Below are 18,248 nucleotides of genomic sequence, written 5' to 3' on the forward strand. Positions count from 1 at the left end.
TCGTCAAAGGCCCGAAAATGTGGGGTTTCGTTTTTCCATGAACGCAGCAACGCCTTCTTCGCGGTCCGCCGAGGCGGCGATTGCTGCGCTGCCGAGGGCTTCGACAGCGGCATGGGCGTCTTCACCAACCGCTGCATGGATCATGTTTTTTGAGATTTCGGTGGCGCGAGGCGAAAGGTCGCTAAGTTCGGTGGTGATCTCAAGCGCGCGCGCCAGAACATCTTCAGTCACCTCGGTCGCATAGCCTAAAGCCAGCGCGCGGTCGGCACCAATACGGCGCCCGAAGAGTGCCATCTCCTTCACCGCAGCCTCGGGGATCAGCCGGGTTAACCGTTGCGTCCCGGACCAACCCGGCACGATCCCAACCCGAGCTTCCGGCAAAGCCAGCGTGGACCGCGGGGTCATCAGGCGCAAATCGCAGCAACTGGCCAACTCCAGCCCGCCGCCGAAGGCGTGACCGTTGATCGCTGCAATCGTTGGTTTGCCGATCCGCGCCAGACGGTCAAAGATGCGATGCCCGTCCCGGACCCAGTGACGTGCAAACTCGGCGGGGCTCAGACCACCCCATGCTCCAATATCGGCTCCGCAACAGAACGCTTTTTCTCCTGCGCCGGTCAGAACAAGCGCACGAATGGACGCGTCACGCCCGACCTCTTGCAAGCGAGCCTCCAGCGCGTCCAGCATGTCTACGGTCAGAGCATTGAGCTTGGACACGTTGTCCAAAGTGAGGACGGCGGTTGCACCCTCGATATGAAACCCAAGCTTGCTCACAGGGTCATCCCCATCGGGCCGACTGCGAACAGTGACTTGGGCATCTGAGCCGCATTTTCCGCGACTTTGACGCGACCGCCCGAAGCTTCGACAATGTCGCGCTGCGCCTCGATGCCGGGCATGATTTCTGTCGCGACTAGCCCCTGATCCGTCAGGCGAATAACACAACGCTCGGTTACATAGAGCACATCCTGACCGGTTTCCCGGGCACGGCGGCCCGAGAATGTGACATGTTCGACTTGATCCACCATCTTGGTGAATTTTCCGGGGGCATTCACACGGATACCATCATCCGCCAGATCAATCTTTGCGCCAGCTTCGAACCAGCCCGAGAACACGATCTTTTTGGCCCGCGCGGTGATATCGACAAAACCGCCGCACCCTGCAGTCAGGTAGGGCTTCTTCCCAAGTTTGGAGACGTTCACATTGCCTTCGACATCGACCTCGAGGAACGAGAGGAACGACATATCGAACCCGCCGCCCTGGAAATAGATGAATTGCTGTGGTGACGGCACATAGGCATGCGCGTTGGATGCGCACCCAAAGGCAAAGCCGGTTAGTGGGACACCACCGACGGCCCCCTGTTCAATCGCCCATGTCACCGCCTGAGGATGGCCCTCCTCCAACAAGACACGCGGAACCATTGCGCTGATGCCAAAGCCCAAGTTGGCGCTCATGCCGCTGCGCAGTTCTTGGGCGGCCCGTCGCGCGATGACCTTCTCGACACCGTGCTCGGCCCGCGAAAAACTGTCCCAAGGGCGCATAATCTGGCCAGAGATCGCCGGGTCATAGGTCGTCTCTGTCGTTTGCATCTGCTCTGGGTCTTCAACGATCAGATCGACCAGATGCCCCGGCACGCGCACGTCATGGGGGCGCAAGCTACCTGCAGCAGTCACACGTTGAACCTGTGCGATCACGAGCCCACCGTGGTTGCGTACGCAAATCGCTTGCTCCAATCCGCCCAGATAAGCACCTTCATGTTCATAAGTCAGGTTGCCAAACTCATCCGCCGTGGTTGCGCGCAAAACGCAAACGTTCGGGTTGATATTTGGAAAGTGCAACCAAGTCTGACCGTCGAATTCCTTTCGATTAACGATTGGAGCCGCCGCACCACGCTCGTTCATCGCGCATCCTTCGCGGACAGGGTCCACGAAGGTTTCAAGCCCGACTTGCGTCAGAACACCAGGCCGATGCGCTGCGGCCTCGCGATGCATGTCGAACAGAATTCCCGACGGCACGTTATATGCGGCGACCCGATCCTCGACGATCATTTTCCAGATTTCCGGCATCTCAAGGCTGGAAGGGCCCGACGGGTACGATCCGGCAAGAACGCGGCTTAGCAATCCATCCTGCGCCAGATAATCCATGCCCTTCACGCCATACATATCACCGGCGGCTATAGGGTGCAGCGCTGTAATGTTGCGCGGATGCCCTTCAGAGCGAAACCGTTCTCCAAGTGCCTTCAGCACGAGGTCAGGGCACCCGAGCGCAGAGGACGACGACACGGTGACAACCGCATTGTCTGGGATACGAGAAACGGCCTCGGAAACGGAAACAAGCTTGGTCATCAGAAACCGCCATAATCTATGTTGATACGTTCACCCGACGCTGCGGCCTCACGAACGCTCAGCGCGATTGACAGCGATTTCACTCCGTCAGGTCCGTCGGCAGCAGGACGGCCTTGTCCCGCCGCTGCGGAGACAAATTCCGAAACGCCTTGAACATAGAGAGAGTGGTCCGAAAACGGAATCTCTTCGCTTCCGGCTTCAGTCACCAGTTTTATTGCCCCAACAGGGCGCTGCGTCATGACGCCATCCGCAAAAATCGAGCCCTTGGTCCCGTGCACTTGCAGGCCCGACCCGGCAAAGGGGTGCGTAAAGCTTTCGTGCGTCGTGACCATCGCCCCCGATGGCATCGTCCACACGGACATGCACGAGTCTTCGACCCCCTGCCCCATCCCAGAGCTGGCCATTTGCGCGACGACGGAAATCGGGTCCTCATTGAGCAGGAACCGCGTGACATCCGCATCATGAACGACGATGTCGGGGATCACGCCGCCGCCGGCACCTGCTGAGTTAATGCGCCACCCCTGTAGGTCCCCGGGCAAATGTACCGCGTGATGTATACGCAGCGAAAGAACGTCGCCGACGCGACCGTCTGCAATGAGATCACGAATGGCACGATGGCTGCCAGAGCATCGCAGGTGGTGATTTGTACCAAAAGTCACGCCAGCCGCTTCGGCTGCGCGCACCATTTCGACAGCTTCCGCTTGCGTCATCCCGAGCGGCTTTTCACATAGAACATGCTTACCAACCGCGATGGCAGCCATCGCCTGACCATGGTGCTTCTCATTTGTGGAGGAAATGTAGACGGCTTTCACGCCGTCGTCAGACAGCGCCGCGTTCAGGTCTGTGGTTGCATTGGGAATTCCGTGCTCCTTAGCCCATGTTTGCACCCGGTCAGGGGAATTGCTGACGACCCAGGTCACGTCGTTGCTTGCCTGCTGACGCACCGCGTCCAACATATATTGCGAAGCTATAGTGCTCGCTCCGACAAATACCCAATTCATCTGACCTCCCCAAAAATTGGAACGTTCCAAAAAAATTAGTGGAACGTTCCAAATTTGGCAAGAAAAAACTCTATGCGCGCCTTAAAGTTCAGAAAACATGTCTAAAAACGAGACGTTAGATGCCTCATCCAAAACGATCATAGGGAACCGAAGAGATTCACGGCGTGCCGACACTCTGACTGAGTCGCAGCAATTCGCCGAGCGCCACTTGCATCAATGCGTCAGAGCGACCCCTTCCACGGTCACCCTGTGCATAAGACGTCGAAACCCATGGTAGTCGTTGATCGCCTTGTGCCACGTCGCTCTGTTATCCCAAATGGCGATATCCCCTTCCTGCCAACGCAGACGACATTGGAATTCAGGCTGCTTGCAGTGATCGTAAATCATACCCAGCACCGCGGCAGACTCATCCGCGCTCAAGCCTCTGATTTCGGTCGTGAACACGGGATTGACGAACAACCCTCGCCTACCGCTGAGAGGGTGCGTGATGACAACGGGGTGCAAAGCGTCTTGCGTGGCAGCTTCGGCGTTACCCAAACGGCCGCTTTTTGCGGCTTCTGTTTCCATGATGCTGGCGCCAAAGACATGGCGAGAGGAATGCACCGCCCACAAACCATCTAAGAAACCACGCATCGTGGGCGACAAAGCTTCGTAGGCAGCAGCCATCGACACAAACAGCGTGTCGCCACCCTGGGGCGGAACCTCTAGGGCGTGCAGGATCGAGCCCATAGCAGGCTCCTGATCATAAGAGTGGTCAGTATGCCACCCCTCTCCCACAGCTTCTTTCTGATCCTTCTCTTTCAATACCATGGCAATCTCTGGGTGGCCGTCAACCGGTTTGAAAAATCGGTTCACGTTGATTGGGCCGAACTTTCTCGCAAAGGTCAGATGCTCTTGTGGACTAACGCTTTGGCCCCTCAGTGCGATAACGGAATACTCTGCGAAGGCTGACTTAATTGCGTCGAATTGATCTTCACACCGGATGTCCGCCCCGACGATTTCCGCACCCAATCCACCCGTGAGAGGTTTTACTTCCATGCGCCCTCCTCCCTGCTTCGCTCAGCCTAGAAGACGAGACATATCACTTCAATGCAATCGGCTTGGCTTCATACAACTCCAATGGAAGATTGTCCGGATCGCTGAAGAAAGTGAACCGATGGCCGGTATATTCATCGACACGGATGTCTTCGACGAGGACACCTTTCTGTTCCAGACTGTCTTTCAGCGCCTCGATATCATCCACAACAAACGCAAGATGCCGCAGACCTCGCGCTTCGGGGCGAGACGTGCGTTTGGGCGGGTTGGGAAAAGAAAACAGTTCAATCTGAGAACCGTCCGGCAACGCCAAATCCAGCTTCCAAGATTGCCGCTCAGCCCTGAAATTCTCAGCAACAATCCTCAAACCAAGCGTCTCTGAATAAAACGCCTTGGACCGTTCATAGTCCGAACAAATGACTGCAGCATGGTGGATTGCTTTCAGACTGGTCACGGGCCTGTATCCTTATTTAATCAATTAGCTAAGCCGAACTCTTGAGGTATTTCTTCGCTTCATTTTCAAAACTGATCGAGAAAACCAAAAGGCGTTTGGCCAAATTTGGCAACCGAACAATACAGGAAAACAAAGCAGTATTCATCAAGCGTCTGTGGGCTCAACGTCGTTGTTTTAGGCAACTCGTGCCGGTGGCAGGTCGCGATTCGAGACACACCTTAAATACCAAGCTTCGTGAGCTCTGAGTTGAGAGCCTATGCCGCCAAACTAGGCTGCCTACAAACTCGTTTGAAACAAATGAGTGTTGCTCTAAGACAGATTCGAAGCGGTCTCAGTTGCGCCAGTTGGGAGTGTCCTCAATGCCGCGCACGGATCGCGCCACTCAAGCAAGCCAAATCTGAACGGGATCTTTGACCGACATGACTGGACCGGCAAAGCGAGATTTTGGAAACATAGTAAAGCTGGCCACCGCCTCTTTCACCTTTCAAAATAGCAATTTAATCGGCGCTCCTGTTGCTCCACCGCCCACGGAAGACGAAGGCTGTTTGATAGTTCAGCGCTGTCCAGGCCAAGCGTGACCAACTCTAAGCAGTGTTTATGAAACGTCTAGGTAGCATTCAAAATCGGACCATCTAACAATCTGACCAATTCTCCAAAATAGCCTCCAGAACGCGCCGGACGCGTAGGATCAGATGTAATTGCGACAGCAAGGTTTCGATCAGGATGCGCCGCTATGATTTGGCCCCCATATCCACGTGCCAACTCATAGCCTGAAGGGGACAGAAACCAGCCATAGCCGTAATCCAAACCGGAGAAAGGCGAACGGCCGTGTGGCTTGGTCGATTCCAAGACCCAACGCTCAGGAATGATTTGCCTATTGGCAAAAGCCCCGCGGTCCCGAAGCAGGACCGCGATTTTCAACATCGATCTTGGCGTAATCGCCATCTCATTTCCACCCAAGTAGTAGCCCTGTGGATCCCTCGTCCAAGCAGGTATCTCGATACCAAGCGGTGCACCCAGCCTTTCACGCGTCAGTCTCAATAGACTTTGTCCGGTTGCAACGGTCAATGCTGCACCAAGCACATGGGTCGATCCGGTAGAATAGAGCATCTGCTGTCCGGGCTCAGCAACCATCGGTCGTGTCAACGCGTCTGCGATCCAGTTGGGAGAGTTGATCCATTCTCCGTAGTTGCTGCCCGAAGTTCTTTCGAGCCCTGCGCGCAGCGTCACCAGATCCTCCATCGTAATGCTTTCGGAACCGGCTGTCGTATTAGCGGGCAAAAGCCGTGGAGCGACCTCCTGCAAGGTGGATTCTACAGATGGAATTTCCTGCCGGTCAATCGCTGTCCCCAACAACAAAGCCACGATGCTTTTCGAACAAGACTTAATATTGGCCGGCCTATCCAGGCCTGCACCCTGATAGGCCTGCGCGAAAATGACATCGTCGCCGCGTTGAATTTGAAGTGAATGCAACTGCGGAAGACCGCTGATTGCATCATTCAGCGCCACCGTTCGTCCCCGCGCAATATACGGAGCACAAATTGCGGTTGCGGTAACCAACAGGAGCTTTCGACGTGTGATCATGGCCTTCATTTGGAAGCAAATCTCGGAATGTCCAGACACCTACGCAACATCCCAAGATTTATTGTCCAAGATGTAAGAAAGCCTCCGCAAACAAAAAATGGGATTTGAGGCAACGGAAGGCTTCGTTCGTACAATTGACCAGCATCCTTGCGTTTACGAATTGTGTTAGACTGACCCCGAGGACATTCTAGCAGGAGATCTCCCGTTGCTAACGAATTCACTCCGTCTCGCACTCTCGGTCATAACAATCGCCATGTCGGTGGGCACCCTACCGGACCGCGCCAATGCGATAACGCAAGATGTTCCAGCGTGGCTACAAAAGCACGTCGGTACAGGTGAAGGGCAAATCGCGCCAATCGTTTTGGAAAGGGCACGAGCGCTTTACATCAAGAAACTACGCCGAGGCGAAGTCAGGAACCCTTGCTACCTTGCCAAGGATGCGACCCGCCCCAGCACTGCAAGTAACGGCAATCCGGGCAAGCGTTTTTTTGTCATCTGCGAGTCACAAAAGTCCTTCCGAGCGGTTTCGTCCGGCTATGGCAACGGCAGAAAACTCCTGCGCGCCAATTTTTCGAATGGCCGACAATGTGCGAAGAACTTCAGCAATGCAGAGGGCTCTAAACTAACCACCGGAGGTGCCTATGTGACGGCTGAAACCCGCACGTCCTTCAAAGGTTACCACAGTCATTCCGGCAAAACTCAGCCGTTCTACCGCACGTTTCTTTTGTTTGATGGTGAAGGAGAAACGAGCAATGCTCGCGAGCGCGCCATCGGAGGCCATCCAGCTGTCTTCCTGAAGTGGCAGTGTAGGTTCAAAAAACCTAGAAGCACTCATGCAGACAACGACGGTTATGTCCCCTACGGAAAACTTGTGAACTACACTGGTGGTCGTAGCAATGGTTGCACAACCTGGTCACAATCCGCCTCAAAAGAGATATTGGCAATTGTAGAAGGGAACCCGACGACCCTCTACATCTACCCAGAATCCAAAGACATAAACGCTGTCGCCAAAGCGTTAAAAAAGGGAAAATCACTTTCTCGAGCTGGAGTTTATTGGAACGCAGCTTGCCTAAAAGCGATTGGCGCACCAAAGTTTTGGCCCAAAAGCAGCCTCCAACCGATCATAAATAGTTGGAGAGCATCCTTGCCTAAACAGCCACCACTGGAATTGCCGATCTGCAAGTGAACTGAAAAGCAGACCGTTGGCGCGCTACCCTTCAAGCCTTTCTGCTGTGGGCTCGATGTTGACGTTCAGTGAGTTTCACTCAATGTCTGCTTTGCGGACAAAGCCGTCTTAGGCTGGCGCTGCAGATTTCGCATTTCCACCGACAACCCACAAACACAACACCGCAAGCAAAACCTCTATCGCAAATGCGGCAAGAATGTTATCGGATGGCCAACCATCGAGGAGGAAACTGATTGTTCTGCCCACGGCGAAAGCTGAGAAAACCGTAGCCCCAAGCAAGGCTGAGGCCTGGACCAACTTTTGGTAAAATGCTCCGCACAAAATGATCAGGCCAAGTACCGAGAGGTTGGCAGCAGGTGCACGCAACTCACTCATCAGGTTTGGCTGCGGCGAGAGTACGATGCCGTAGTTGGCGTAGAAAGACTGTGGGTCCAGAGTGATGGCCAGACCTATGGCGAATGCAGTTAATCCGGACATGCCCAAGATAAGTCTGCCTCTAATTTCAAGTTTCATGTTTGTCTCCAATATCCCTTGGCCTGGCTTATGCGGCTTTGGTCCACGCGCCAGACAATTCAGCTTTGTTTGCGAAGTCGGCGAAGTCGCGTGGCGCGCGTCCAAGCGCACGCTGGACCCCGTCCGCGAGGTTCGCATTGCGCCCGTCCAGCGTTTCACGCGCGATGTCCGTAATCACATCAGCAATCATCTCGCCATTCGCATGCGCGATTTCCGCGTGGAAGTCTTCGAATGAAATTGGCAGGTATTGCACAGTGCTGCCCATGGCGCGCGAAATCTCTGCGGCCATGTCGGCAAACGTCATGAGACGTGGTCCCGTGACCTCGTACAGTTCGCCATCGTGTCCTTCTTCTGTCAAAGCAGCTACGGCAACATCGGCGATGTCGTTCACGTCGATGATTGGTTCGCGTACATCGCCGGCGGGCATCGGCAAGACACCTGCCATGACCGGACCAAGCAATGCCCCTTCAGAGAAGTTTTGCGCAAACCATGCAGCACGAACGATAGTGAACGGAACTCCGGAATTGCGTACGACTGCTTCCGCTCGTTCCGCATGAAACTCACCACGCCCGGTTAGCAGCACAAGACGCCGTAGTCCCTTTTCACGAGCCAATGCTGTGAACGCTTCGACCTGCTCAACCGCGCCTGGAAAAGCGATGTCAGGAAAGTAAGAAATATAAGCAGACGAGACGCCTTCCAGGATTGCGGGCCAGCTCTGTGGTTGGTCCCAGTCAAATGGCGTTTCACTGTTCCGCGATGCGCGCCGGACTGCCTGCCCTTTTTCTTCCAGACGTGTCGCGATCCGCGATCCGGTTTTGCCTGTTGCGCCAAGTACAAGAATGGGCTGCTGTATCATTGGTCATCTCCATGAGTTCACTTGATGGCCCGAAATTAGGTAATAAATAGAGATGTTCTATTCTTCAGAATCTGAAATTCTTATTCGATCGTCCAAAGTAAATAGACGAAGAGCTAAATTTCAGCCAAGGTCCCCACATGAACAAGGTTGAACCGCATGTCCCTGACCCAGATGCACTGGCACAGCCGATCGGCGATCCGCTGGGGGAAATCCTCCATTTGCTGAAATTGACAGGTACATTCTATTGCCAGTCTCGCATGACAGCGCCATGGGGCGTATCCATCCCAGGTTTTCCCGGCGTACTGAGCTTTGCGGTTATCACACACGGGCGGTGTTTCATGAAGGTCGGTTACGATGACCCGTTCGAGGTCGAAAAAGGCGATTTGGTGCTGATGACCAGCGGCGCACCGGTCGGTTTCTTCAGCTCGGAAGACACCCCGCTTTTAACTCTGGAAGAGCTGCCGATACGCAAGGTGACCGAGCTTTATGAAACACTGGAATACGGCGGCAGCGGCGCGGAGACGGGCATCATGTACGGCCTCGTCAGGATCGATCACGCCGCCAGTGGTATGTTGATGCACTTGCTTCCGGATGTGCTCAAAATCGACCCGTGGGAAGAGGATGCCGGAAGCTGGCTACAAGCAACTTTGCAATTCATCGCAAAAGAGGCACGGGTATTGAGACCGGGCGGCGAAACCGTGATCACGCGACTGGCCGATGTGGTTGTCATTGAGGCCATTCGTCGTTGGCTGAACAGCGCACCAGACGCAAACCGCGGCTGGCTGAAAGCGGCGCGAGACCCGCAGATCGGGCGCACGATAGTCGCCATTCACCGTACGCCTGCTGCGGCTTGGACAGTCGAGTCTCTCGCGGAGGTTGCTGGGATGTCCAGATCCGCGTTCGCGGCGCGGTTTACTGAGTTGGTAGGCGTTCCGGCAATCCAGTATCTTGCAACGTGGCGTATGCATCTGGCGCGCGAAAGGTTGGTGTCCACCGATCAGCCTATCTCGCAGATTGCCGTTGACATCGGATACCTGTCTGAGCCTGCGTTCAACAAAGCCTTCAAACGGGTATTTGGCGCACCACCGGGAAAAATCAGGAAGAACAGAGTTCACTCCGTATCCAGCCGAAACTTGAGAAACTGAGCATCTTCGTATTCGATCTCGCCGATGTGTTTGGCACCGAGTTTCCGGAGTGCACCCAGGTTTTTTCTACTTGGTGGCAGCAGAAACGTGACAAAGGGGATACGTTTGTCAGCGATCGCAAAGTCGATTGCCATTTTGGAAATCCGTTTCCCAAGTCCAAAGGCGTCGGGCCGCAAAACCAACCCAAAATCCCACTCGCCACCTTCTTTTTGAAAGCCCCCCCATCCAACATACCGACCGCCTGACAAAAACGCCCAATGTCCAAGACCGTCCCGCGCCCAGTAGCCTTCCTTTTTGGCGATAAATTCTCTTGCGACCTCAACATTCCATTTGAACGTCAAAAGCGGCATATGCTCTGCTACCCGGGGGTCGGACATATGAACCGAAATGTCATTCGGGTCGATTTCCGAAAGGCGCGCAAATGAAATCCCATCGTTCATCATTGTACTCATTTGATGGCCCGAGATGTCCCTCGCATGCAAAGTAATTCTGGCGCGAATACTGTTTCACAGCTTTCTCGCGACAATGTACCGGCTCGGCAACAACCCGGCTTGATCCGCTGTCTCAACGATATCGAAGCCCGCACGTTCAACAGCGTGCTGGAGTTGAGCTACGGATACAAAATTTACGAACGGAGCTTTCCCGAGCACCTGCATAATCGGGATCGCTATTCGGCTGATTATGCCATATTTGAACCTTCCACTCTCTGGAGCGCAGACGGTCTTGGAAATGAATACCCCACCGGGTTTTGTAAGGGTCGCAATGTGTTCGAGTGCATGGCCCATATCGGGTACAAGGTGCAGTAGATTATGTGCGAGGACAGCGTCGTAAGAACCGTCGTCAGGATCGTGCTGTAGAACCTCGGCCACTTTGAACGTGACATTCTCCAACTCTTCTTCAGCGAGTTTCTCGTTTGCGATTTCGATCATCCCCGGTGCGAGATCGGAGGCAGTGACTTGCGCCACATGCGGTGCCAGTAGCAACGCGGTTGACCCCGTTCCACACCCGATTTCCAATACACTGTCTTCGGCTTGCAGGTAGGACTTTGAACGTTCGAGCGTGTTCAGATACCCTTCCATGTTCCGGATAGGATCAGCCGCATATTTGCGCGAAATCTTGCTCCAGAACTCGGCATCTTTGGACAATGCAGCCATCTTTGATCTCTCTTTCAAACTTTTCACAGCAGCCAGTAAATTAAAACGCGATTTTATGGAATTGCCAGATATTGCAGAACTGTTATGCATTAATGCATGAATTGGAACGCTATCAATTTCGATTGGAACCAGGCTCGGTCCTTTCTTGCAACGGCAGAAGAAGGTTCGTTTTCCGCGGCAGCGCGCGTGCTTGGGCAGACCCAACCAACCGTCGGTCGGCAAGTCGCCGCGCTGGAACAGGCGCTCGGCGTCATCTTGTTTGAAAGGGTTGGCAAGTCGCTTAATCTGACAACCGCTGGTGCTGAGATGTTGGTACATGTCAGTGAAATGGCAATTGTTGCGAACAGGATTTCTCTGACCGCGACAAGCCAGTCGCAAGCCATTGAAGGGCAAGTCAGGATCACTGCCTCTGACGTGATGTCAGCTTATCAGCTGCCGCCCATTCTTAAGCAAATCAGGCTCGCGGCACCGCGGCTTGATATCGACGTGGTGGCAGCAAATGACATACGAGACATACAGCGGCGCGAGGCAGATATCGCCATTCGGCATGTACGCCCTACACAGCCGGACCTGATTGCAAAGCTGGTGGCAGAAGCGACGGCACATTTTTACGCTGCCCCTTCGTACCTCGAACACGTTGGACGACCAAGAAATGAAGACGAACTTGCCAAGTTGGATTTCGTCGGTTTAGGCGACATTGACACGATGATTGGATTTCTCAATCCGGCTGGCATCGAAGTAACCCGCAAGAATTTCCGCATTGGATCGCAGAGCGGGATAGTGTCATGGGAGCTTGTGCGCCAAGGCTTCGGCATTAGTGTTATGTCAGACGATGTGGCGGCCCTTACACCCGGCGTGGAGCGAGTTCTACCCGAACGTGAGCCATTCAAATTTCCTATCTGGTTGGCCACACATTCTGAGTTACAAACAGCGCGAAGGATCAGGTTGGTTTTTGATCAGCTTGCAGACCATCTCGGCTCGCGGATAAATTATTGAACGTGAGTTGGTCTGGTGTCGTGAACTGGAGTCTGCTTCTGGCTCGGAGCGGACCATCGCAGCAGTTGGCCCAAACGGCAGCTTTGCGCTTCATCGCAGACGTTCGAGGTCGAAGATTTGATATCCAATCCCAGGTCGCTTGAAAGCGCTTTCGCGTTACGTCATAACCGCATGCGATCTTCCCTTCTTGGTCTTTCGGGTCGATAGTTGCCTTGGCGGTGCTGTCAGACGAATTCGAACCAGTCTCTATTAGGCCAGTGACGCTGTCCTTTATCCAGCACCAAGTTGACGCCACTCGCTAAGAGCGGCGGCAGGGGTCAGCTTGAAGGTGTCTCGGCTGGTCAGCGATCTTTCCTGGTTGAAGTGGTTGTAGACAGAGGAATGGACGGAGGCGAATTTCTGCAAACTTCGCATGCGCCTGAAACGTTGCATGGCGCGTTCACGCCGTCGGAAAGGAAGGTGCGAATTCTCGACACGGTTATTGAGCCACCTGCCCGTCTGCTGTTTTTCGGTAGCGCCGAGCTCTCTAAGAGCAGCTCGATACGACGCGAAGCGATCGGTGACTACTTCTTCAGCTTTACCGTGCCGCTTCATCGATTTCCTGAGGAATTTCAATGCTGCTTGCTTGTTTCGACGTTTGGTAACGTTTGCTTCCAGCACTTCGCCCTCATGATCGACGGCCCGCCAGAGGTAGTGGCGTTTGCCATTCACCTTCACGAAAACCTCGTCCACGTGCCACTTCCATTTGGAGTATGCTCTCAATTTCTGAACACGCCTTCTTCGGATCTCAGCAGCAAACATTGGGCCAAACCTGTTCCACCAATATCGGACGGTTTCGTGGCTAACGTCGATCCCGCGTTCGTGCAACAGATCTTCGACATTCCGAAGCGAGAGCGGGAAACGGATGTACAGCATCACTGTAAGGCGGATGATCTCAGGGCTGGTTTTGAAGTATTTGAAAGAAGCAGGTCTGGTCATGGACAAAAGCTACGCAACCCCCCTGCCCCGCTCAAGCAAAGTTCTTCTGACAAGACCCGGACAGGAGCCTATTTCGCCGAGCATCACGGACTGTCGGTCATCTGCCTGCGCATCGGATGGACGCAATGGACTCATGACAATCAGCCCGGCACGCATATGGCGATGGGCCGATGGGGTCAGGAAATGTGGCTGAGCGATCGGGACTTTTTAGGCGGAATGCGCGCCGCAATAGATGCCAAGGACATTTCCTTCGCAGCCCTGAACCTAATGTCAGATAACCCGGGGATGCGCTGGGATATCACCGAAACGCGGCAAGCGATTGGCTACTCTCCAAAGAACGGAAGCCCCGCGAAAACAACAGTGGGCATTGTCTTAAGATCCACGCTGAAACGGCTGTTTACAGTCAGACCCCCAGCTATTTCACGACACGTTTTCCGGATTGGTAGAGTACACGGTCCGGGCATTGTTGCGTCTCGCACAATCAGCTTCCGAAACTTCGCATCGAATTAAGAACTTGAAAAGATGAGCGTTTTCCTCTTCGCAGTCGACGGAGAGTGACATAACACCCCTGCCCCGCTCAACCCAAGTTCTTCTGACAATACCTCCGGAATTTTCGAACGTTTGCTGGCGCAGCCGGAGGCCGGGTCAGCGGAGGCGGTACAGACTTCAGTTGCGGATTTAGTAAACCTCGTCCACGTGCCACTTCCATTTGGAGAACGCGCGCAGTTGCTGAACACGCTTCCGTCTGATCTCAGCAGCAAACATTGGGCCAAACCTGTTCCACCAATACCGGACAGTTTCGTGACTCACGTCGATGCCTCGCTCTTGCAACAGATCTTCGACATTCCGAAGCGAGAACGGGAAACGGATGTACAACATCACCGCAAGGCGGATGATTTCGGGACTGGTTTTAAAGTACTTGAAAGAGGCAGGATTGGTCATAGGCAAAAGCTACGCAACACCCCTACCCCGCTCAAGCAAAGTTCTTCTGACAAGACCCAAGAAAAAGTTCTCCTGACAAGTCTCCACCAAGCGTTCAGTTTGTATAGAGAAATGGACCATAGCCATTTCTATCGAGCATTTCGAATGCCAACCTAAACTGAGTATGAGCGAAGATAAGCATTTTCATTGGGCATATTGCCTTCTACCTAGGAAGAATTTGCATGTTCCAAAGAAACAGCCACACCAAGAGTTTCAGCAAAAAGCGCGATAGCTCGGCGACATGCTGATTGGGTTTTCAAAAGAGCGAATTTTTACTCCCTAATGGACTAAAACTTGCTCTAAGAAGTTTTTTGTGCGCTTGCTCTTGGGGTTGTTGAAGAAGCTCTCCGGGTCGTCTTCCTCGATGATTTCACCAGCATCCATGAAGATAACCCGATCTGCTACTTTCCGTGCGAAACCCATTTCATGAGTAACGCAAATCATAGTCATCCCTTCCTGGGCCAGCGTCACCATAACGTCCAGAACCTCGCCGATCATCTCAGGGTCCAGAGCCGAAGTAGGTTCGTCAAACAGTAGAATGTCGGGCTTCATACAAAGCGCCCGCGCGATGGCCACGCGCTGCTGTTGGCCGCCGGACAGCTGGCCGGGATATTTCGGGGCCTGATTAGCGATCTGGACTTTTTCCAGATACATCATCGCGGTCTTTTCGGCCTCGGCCTGCGAGATTTTGCGGGCCAGCATCGGGGCCAGAGTACAATTATCAAGGATCGTCATGTGAGGGAAAAGGTTAAAGTGCTGAAACACCATACCTACTTCCTGCCGCATCTTGTCTATGTTCGGATCTTCGGCGCTGATCGCGTGGCCATTTATCTCAATCTGACCGGACTGATGTTCCTCAAGTTGGTTGATTGTCCGGATCATTGTCGATTTACCCGATCCGGAAGGTCCGCAGACGACGATTTTCTCGCCCTTCGTCACGGTCAGATTAATGTTCTTGAGGGCGTGGAAAGATCCGTAGTATTTTTCCACTTTGCTTAGTCTGACGGCTGGTGTTTCGGACATGGCAATCCCCCCCTTCAGGTTTTTATTGCGGCTGTGATGATGATCTCGACTTTCAATACATCCCGCGCCAGACGGGCCTCGCCACAGGCTCGGGCGGGCGCATGGCCTTCGGGCACCCAGGCATCCCAGACGGCGTTCATTTCAGCAAAATCCGCCATATCGCGCAGCCAGACGATAGCCTGCAGGATATGTTCGCGGTCCGAGCCCGCCTCTGCCAGCAGGGCATCAACGCGCGACAGACAGTCCTGCGTTTGTTCGGTGACGTTGTCACCCGCACCAACCTGACCGCACAAATAGGCGACGCCATTGTGCTTGACGATCTTCGACATTCGGCCACCGGTGTGGAGACGTTCTATCATTTCAGCAGCCCCCGGCCCTTCAGCGCATCGGAAATCTCATCCAGAATGGCCGGATCGTCGATTGCGGCCGGCATCTTGAATTCAACACCGTCGGCAATCTTCTGCATCGTCCCGCGCAAAACCTTGCCAGAGCGCGTTTTCGGCAACCGCTTGACCGGAATGGCGGTTTTAAAGGATGCGACTGCCCCGATCTGTTCCCGCATCAGCGCGACCAACTCTTTTTCCAACTCTGCCGAATCCCGTTCGGCTCCATCATTGGTCACATAGAAACCCAACGGCATTTGACCTTTCAGAGCGTCCGCCGCGCCGACTACAGCACATTCCGCGATGTCGGGATGCGCCCCAATCACCTCCTCCATCGCGCCGGTCGACAGGCGGTGCCCGGCCACGTTGATGATGTCATCCGTGCGCGCCATGATGAAGACATACCCGTCCTCATCAATGATCCCCGCATCCGACGTGGCGTAGTAGCCGGGGAATTCGTTCATATACGAGGTCAGGAACCGTTCCGGCGCGTTCCAAAGCGTCGGAAAACCCGAGGGCGGCAGCGGCAGCTTGCACACGATGTTGCCGAGAGTGCCGGGTTTGACCCCATGCCCCTCGTCGTCCAGAACCTGTATGTCGTACCCAGGCATCGGCTTGCCGGGCGAGCCGTATTTGACTGGAAACTGCCCCAATCCCACCGGGTTACCCGACATGGCCCAACCGGTCTCGGTTTGCCACCAATGGTCGATCACCGGACGTTGCAGTTTCTGCTCAGCCCACTGGATCGTCGCTGGATCCGAGCGCTCCCCGGCCAGAAAGAGTGTGCTGAATTTGGACAAGTCATACTGACCGATCAACTGGCCTTTTGGGTCCTCTTTCTTGATCGCCCGGAAAGCCGTCGGGGCGGTAAACAGCGCTGCAACCTCATGATCCTGAATGACTCGCCAGAAGGCGCCTGCGTCGGGCGTGCCCACCGGCTTGCCCTCGTAGACCACGGTGGCGCAGCCATGTAGCAGCGGCCCGTAGCAGATGTAGGAGTGCCCAACGACCCAGCCCACGTCTGATGCTGCCCAGAACACCTCACCGGGTTTGATCCCATAGTGGTGCTGCATCGTCCATTTCAGCGCCACCATGTGCCCGCCATTGTCGCGCACAACGCCTTTAGGCTGGCCGGTCGTGCCGGAAGTGTACAGGATGTACAGCGGATCGGTCGCATCGACCGGCACACATTCCGTGGTTTCCCATGCTGCCTTTGCTGCGCCGACCAGTTCGGCATAGTCCAGGTCGCGACCCGGAGTGAGTTCTGCCAGTTCCATGTCGCGTTGCAGGATCAGACAGTGCGCGGGCTTGGTGGTGGCTTCCTCAATCGCAGCATCCAACAATGGTTTGTAATGCACGATCCGACCCGGCTCGATCCCGCAGGAGGCCGAGATAATCATCTTGGGTACGGCATCATTGATGCGGGTGGCCAGTTCATGGGGTGCAAAGCCGCCGAATACGACCGAGTGGATCGCTCCCAAACGAGCGCAGGCCAGCATTGCAAACACTGCCTGCGGCACCATCGGCATGTAGATGACAACGCGGTCGCCTTTACCGACGCCATGCGCCCGCATGACCGAGGCCAACGCGCCGACTTCGGCCTGCAATTCAGCAAAGCTGAAGGTCCGAACCGTATCCGTGACCGGGCTGTCATAGACCAGCGCCTTGCGGTCGCCATGCCCGGCCTCGACATGGCGGTCGACACAGTTCCAGCAGGTGTTGCAGGTCGCCCCTGCAAACCAGCGCCCGTAGACGCCTTTATCCGGGTCAAAGACCTTTTCGGCTGGCGTGAACCAATCGATCTGCTCGGCGGCCTTTCCCCAAAACGCCTCGGGGTCGGCCTGCCAGCTTGCATATGCGTCTGTGTAGCTCATGACATCACATAGTTCAGGCCGAGGCGACCGCCATCGACATAGATCGTTTCACCAGTGACATAACTGGCCTTTTTGGAACACAGGAACGCCACCACATCGCCGATCTCGCGCGCGGTGCCTGCGCGGCCCATCGGCGTGCGCGACATCGCCATCTTGAAGGCTTCGGGGTTGGCATTCACACCAGCCATCATCTCGGTATCAATCGAGCCGGGACCAACCGCATTGACACGAATGTTTTTCGGAGCCAGCGCCAGTGCAGCAACCTTGGTCAGCTGCATTACCCCGCCTTTCGAGGCGCAATAGGCCGGGATCGCAGGGATCGCGACCTGCGCGTTGATCGACGACATGTTCACAATCGCACCTTCGATGCCTTTCTCGACCATCGTGTTCGCAACCCGCTGCATCGCCACAAACACGCCACGCAGGTTGATATCCATCACCTGGTCGTAGGCGGCCAGATCATAGTCCAGGAAATTCCCCGGCATCGCGACACCCGCGTTGTTCACCAACGCCGCGACCGGGCCATGCTCGGCCTCAACCGTGTCGAACATCGCGCTGATGGCGTCCACATCGCCCATGTCGCAGACCATTCCTACCCCGCCAACGGTCGCGGCGGCTTCGCGCACGCTGTCCTGAATGTCGACCAGAATGACCTTGTAGCCATCCTCGCTCAGCGCCTCGGCGCAGGCCAGCCCAATGCCCTGCGCGGCCCCGGTTACAACTGCTATAGGAGTGTCAGCCATCTG

At 55.0% G+C, this 18,248-nt stretch carries 18 protein-coding genes and 1 pseudogene; 3 read left to right on the forward strand and 16 right to left on the reverse strand.

Features of this window, described 5'->3' with window-relative positions:
• Window positions 1-3: 3 nt before the first annotated feature.
• The 6 genes from ACR0KC_RS05615 to ACR0KC_RS05640 form a co-directional block, all read right to left on the reverse strand.
• Window positions 4-771 carry an enoyl-CoA hydratase/isomerase family protein gene (locus ACR0KC_RS05615; protein WP_480705343.1) on the reverse strand — a complete coding sequence of 256 codons (768 nt, stop codon included), beginning with the start codon at window positions 769-771 and terminating at the stop codon, window positions 4-6.
• Window positions 768-2,339, reverse strand: coding sequence for an acyl CoA:acetate/3-ketoacid CoA transferase (locus ACR0KC_RS05620; RefSeq protein ID WP_480771581.1), 1,572 nt, complete (start codon window positions 2,337-2,339; stop codon window positions 768-770). Before ACR0KC_RS05620 ends, ACR0KC_RS05615 begins: the two co-directional genes overlap by 4 nt.
• Entirely contained in the window at window positions 2,339-3,340 is a 1,002-nt protein-coding gene (locus tag ACR0KC_RS05625) for a Gfo/Idh/MocA family protein (RefSeq protein ID WP_480705347.1), read from the reverse strand. Before ACR0KC_RS05625 ends, ACR0KC_RS05620 begins: the two co-directional genes overlap by 1 nt.
• Before the next feature lie 213 nt (window positions 3,341-3,553).
• Entirely contained in the window at window positions 3,554-4,378 is an 825-nt protein-coding gene (locus ACR0KC_RS05630) for a TauD/TfdA dioxygenase family protein (protein WP_480705349.1), read from the reverse strand.
• Between the two features lie 43 nt (window positions 4,379-4,421).
• Complete coding sequence (gene gloA2 / locus ACR0KC_RS05635) at window positions 4,422-4,829, reverse strand: SMU1112c/YaeR family gloxylase I-like metalloprotein (RefSeq protein ID WP_480705351.1); 408 nt, start codon at window positions 4,827-4,829, stop codon at window positions 4,422-4,424.
• A gap of 606 nt (window positions 4,830-5,435) precedes the next feature.
• Window positions 5,436-6,413: a serine hydrolase domain-containing protein gene (locus tag ACR0KC_RS05640; RefSeq protein ID WP_480705353.1), complete on the reverse strand. Its 978-nt coding sequence runs from the start codon at window positions 6,411-6,413 to the stop codon at window positions 5,436-5,438.
• A gap of 205 nt (window positions 6,414-6,618) precedes the next feature.
• Here ACR0KC_RS05640 and ACR0KC_RS05645 point away from each other — a divergent pair, with 205 nt between their 5' ends.
• A complete protein-coding gene (locus tag ACR0KC_RS05645; RefSeq protein WP_480705355.1) occupies window positions 6,619-7,599 on the forward strand; it encodes a hypothetical protein in 981 nt (326 codons plus the stop codon).
• Window positions 7,600-7,707: 108 nt separating this feature from the next.
• Here the strand turns inward: ACR0KC_RS05645 and ACR0KC_RS05650 are convergent, their stop codons facing one another.
• Window positions 7,708-8,112 carry a DUF4345 domain-containing protein gene (locus tag ACR0KC_RS05650; protein ID WP_480705357.1) on the reverse strand — a complete coding sequence of 135 codons (405 nt, stop codon included), beginning with the start codon at window positions 8,110-8,112 and terminating at the stop codon, window positions 7,708-7,710.
• Window positions 8,113-8,140: 28 nt separating this feature from the next.
• Window positions 8,141-8,968: a Rossmann-fold NAD(P)-binding domain-containing protein gene (locus tag ACR0KC_RS05655; protein ID WP_480705359.1), complete on the reverse strand. Its 828-nt coding sequence runs from the start codon at window positions 8,966-8,968 to the stop codon at window positions 8,141-8,143.
• 137 nt (window positions 8,969-9,105) lie between these two features.
• Between ACR0KC_RS05655 and ACR0KC_RS05660 the strand changes: the two genes are divergently transcribed.
• Window positions 9,106-10,113, forward strand: coding sequence for an AraC family transcriptional regulator (locus tag ACR0KC_RS05660; RefSeq protein ID WP_480705361.1), 1,008 nt, complete (start codon window positions 9,106-9,108; stop codon window positions 10,111-10,113).
• On the opposite strand, the gene ACR0KC_RS05665 is transcribed toward ACR0KC_RS05660, so the two are convergent.
• On the reverse strand, window positions 10,080-10,553 hold the full coding sequence (locus tag ACR0KC_RS05665; protein WP_480705363.1) for a GNAT family N-acetyltransferase: 474 nt from the start codon (window positions 10,551-10,553) through the stop codon (window positions 10,080-10,082). The two genes, ACR0KC_RS05660 and ACR0KC_RS05665, sit on opposite strands and share 34 nt — an antisense overlap.
• A 66-nt stretch (window positions 10,554-10,619) precedes the next feature.
• Window positions 10,620-11,267, reverse strand: coding sequence for a class I SAM-dependent methyltransferase (locus ACR0KC_RS05670; RefSeq protein WP_480771582.1), 648 nt, complete (start codon window positions 11,265-11,267; stop codon window positions 10,620-10,622).
• A 96-nt stretch (window positions 11,268-11,363) separates the two neighbouring features.
• Between ACR0KC_RS05670 and ACR0KC_RS05675 the strand changes: the two genes are divergently transcribed.
• Window positions 11,364-12,263, forward strand: coding sequence for a LysR family transcriptional regulator (locus tag ACR0KC_RS05675; protein ID WP_480771583.1), 900 nt, complete (start codon window positions 11,364-11,366; stop codon window positions 12,261-12,263).
• Between the two features lie 270 nt (window positions 12,264-12,533).
• Here ACR0KC_RS05675 and ACR0KC_RS05680 read toward each other — a convergent pair whose 3' ends face one another.
• The 6 genes and pseudogenes from ACR0KC_RS05680 to ACR0KC_RS05705 all read right to left on the reverse strand — a co-directional run bounded on the left by ACR0KC_RS05680 (window position 12,534) and on the right by ACR0KC_RS05705 (window position 18,245).
• Window positions 12,534-13,241, reverse strand: coding sequence for an IS6 family transposase (locus tag ACR0KC_RS05680; protein ID WP_480705367.1), 708 nt, complete (start codon window positions 13,239-13,241; stop codon window positions 12,534-12,536).
• Window positions 13,242-13,922: 681 nt separating this feature from the next.
• Window positions 13,923-14,183 (reverse strand): annotated as a pseudogene (locus tag ACR0KC_RS05685) (IS6 family transposase); the annotation flags it as partial.
• Window positions 14,184-14,501: 318 nt separating this feature from the next.
• Window positions 14,502-15,245: an amino acid ABC transporter ATP-binding protein gene (locus tag ACR0KC_RS05690; protein WP_480771584.1), complete on the reverse strand. Its 744-nt coding sequence runs from the start codon at window positions 15,243-15,245 to the stop codon at window positions 14,502-14,504.
• A gap of 14 nt (window positions 15,246-15,259) precedes the next feature.
• Window positions 15,260-15,604: a RidA family protein gene (locus ACR0KC_RS05695; RefSeq protein WP_170597109.1), complete on the reverse strand. Its 345-nt coding sequence runs from the start codon at window positions 15,602-15,604 to the stop codon at window positions 15,260-15,262.
• Complete coding sequence (locus ACR0KC_RS05700; RefSeq protein WP_480771585.1) at window positions 15,601-17,502, reverse strand: propionyl-CoA synthetase; 1,902 nt, start codon at window positions 17,500-17,502, stop codon at window positions 15,601-15,603. Before ACR0KC_RS05700 ends, ACR0KC_RS05695 begins: the two co-directional genes overlap by 4 nt.
• A complete protein-coding gene (locus ACR0KC_RS05705; RefSeq protein WP_170597107.1) occupies window positions 17,499-18,245 on the reverse strand; it encodes an SDR family oxidoreductase in 747 nt (248 codons plus the stop codon). The genes ACR0KC_RS05700 and ACR0KC_RS05705 overlap by 4 nt, the downstream gene beginning before the upstream one ends.
• Between the last annotated feature and the right edge of the window lie 3 nt (window positions 18,246-18,248).

This window comes from Ruegeria sp. CF3 (genome assembly GCF_056537365.1).

What these genes read in the sequence shown, in the direction of transcription:
- ACR0KC_RS05705 (WP_170597107.1), bottom strand. Translation starts at nt 18,245, where the DNA reads ATGGCTGACACTCCTATAGCAGTTGTAACCGGGGCCGCGCAGGGCATT.
- ACR0KC_RS05660 (WP_480705361.1), top strand. Translation starts at nt 9,106, where the DNA reads ATGAACAAGGTTGAACCGCATGTCCCTGACCCAGATGCACTGGCACAG.
- ACR0KC_RS05665 (WP_480705363.1), bottom strand. Translation starts at nt 10,553, where the DNA reads ATGAACGATGGGATTTCATTTGCGCGCCTTTCGGAAATCGACCCGAAT.
- ACR0KC_RS05670 (WP_480771582.1), bottom strand. Translation starts at nt 11,267, where the DNA reads ATGGCTGCATTGTCCAAAGATGCCGAGTTCTGGAGCAAGATTTCGCGC.
- ACR0KC_RS05640 (WP_480705353.1), bottom strand. Translation starts at nt 6,413, where the DNA reads ATGATCACACGTCGAAAGCTCCTGTTGGTTACCGCAACCGCAATTTGT.
- ACR0KC_RS05700 (WP_480771585.1), bottom strand. Translation starts at nt 17,502, where the DNA reads ATGAGCTACACAGACGCATATGCAAGCTGGCAGGCCGACCCCGAGGCG.
- ACR0KC_RS05630 (WP_480705349.1), bottom strand. Translation starts at nt 4,378, where the DNA reads ATGGAAGTAAAACCTCTCACGGGTGGATTGGGTGCGGAAATCGTCGGG.
- ACR0KC_RS05675 (WP_480771583.1), top strand. Translation starts at nt 11,364, where the DNA reads ATGAATTGGAACGCTATCAATTTCGATTGGAACCAGGCTCGGTCCTTT.
- ACR0KC_RS05680 (WP_480705367.1), bottom strand. Translation starts at nt 13,241, where the DNA reads ATGACCAGACCTGCTTCTTTCAAATACTTCAAAACCAGCCCTGAGATC.
- ACR0KC_RS05695 (WP_170597109.1), bottom strand. Translation starts at nt 15,604, where the DNA reads ATGATAGAACGTCTCCACACCGGTGGCCGAATGTCGAAGATCGTCAAG.
- ACR0KC_RS05620 (WP_480771581.1), bottom strand. Translation starts at nt 2,339, where the DNA reads ATGACCAAGCTTGTTTCCGTTTCCGAGGCCGTTTCTCGTATCCCAGAC.
- ACR0KC_RS05650 (WP_480705357.1), bottom strand. Translation starts at nt 8,112, where the DNA reads ATGAAACTTGAAATTAGAGGCAGACTTATCTTGGGCATGTCCGGATTA.
- ACR0KC_RS05690 (WP_480771584.1), bottom strand. Translation starts at nt 15,245, where the DNA reads ATGTCCGAAACACCAGCCGTCAGACTAAGCAAAGTGGAAAAATACTAC.
- ACR0KC_RS05655 (WP_480705359.1), bottom strand. Translation starts at nt 8,968, where the DNA reads ATGATACAGCAGCCCATTCTTGTACTTGGCGCAACAGGCAAAACCGGA.
- ACR0KC_RS05625 (WP_480705347.1), bottom strand. Translation starts at nt 3,340, where the DNA reads ATGAATTGGGTATTTGTCGGAGCGAGCACTATAGCTTCGCAATATATG.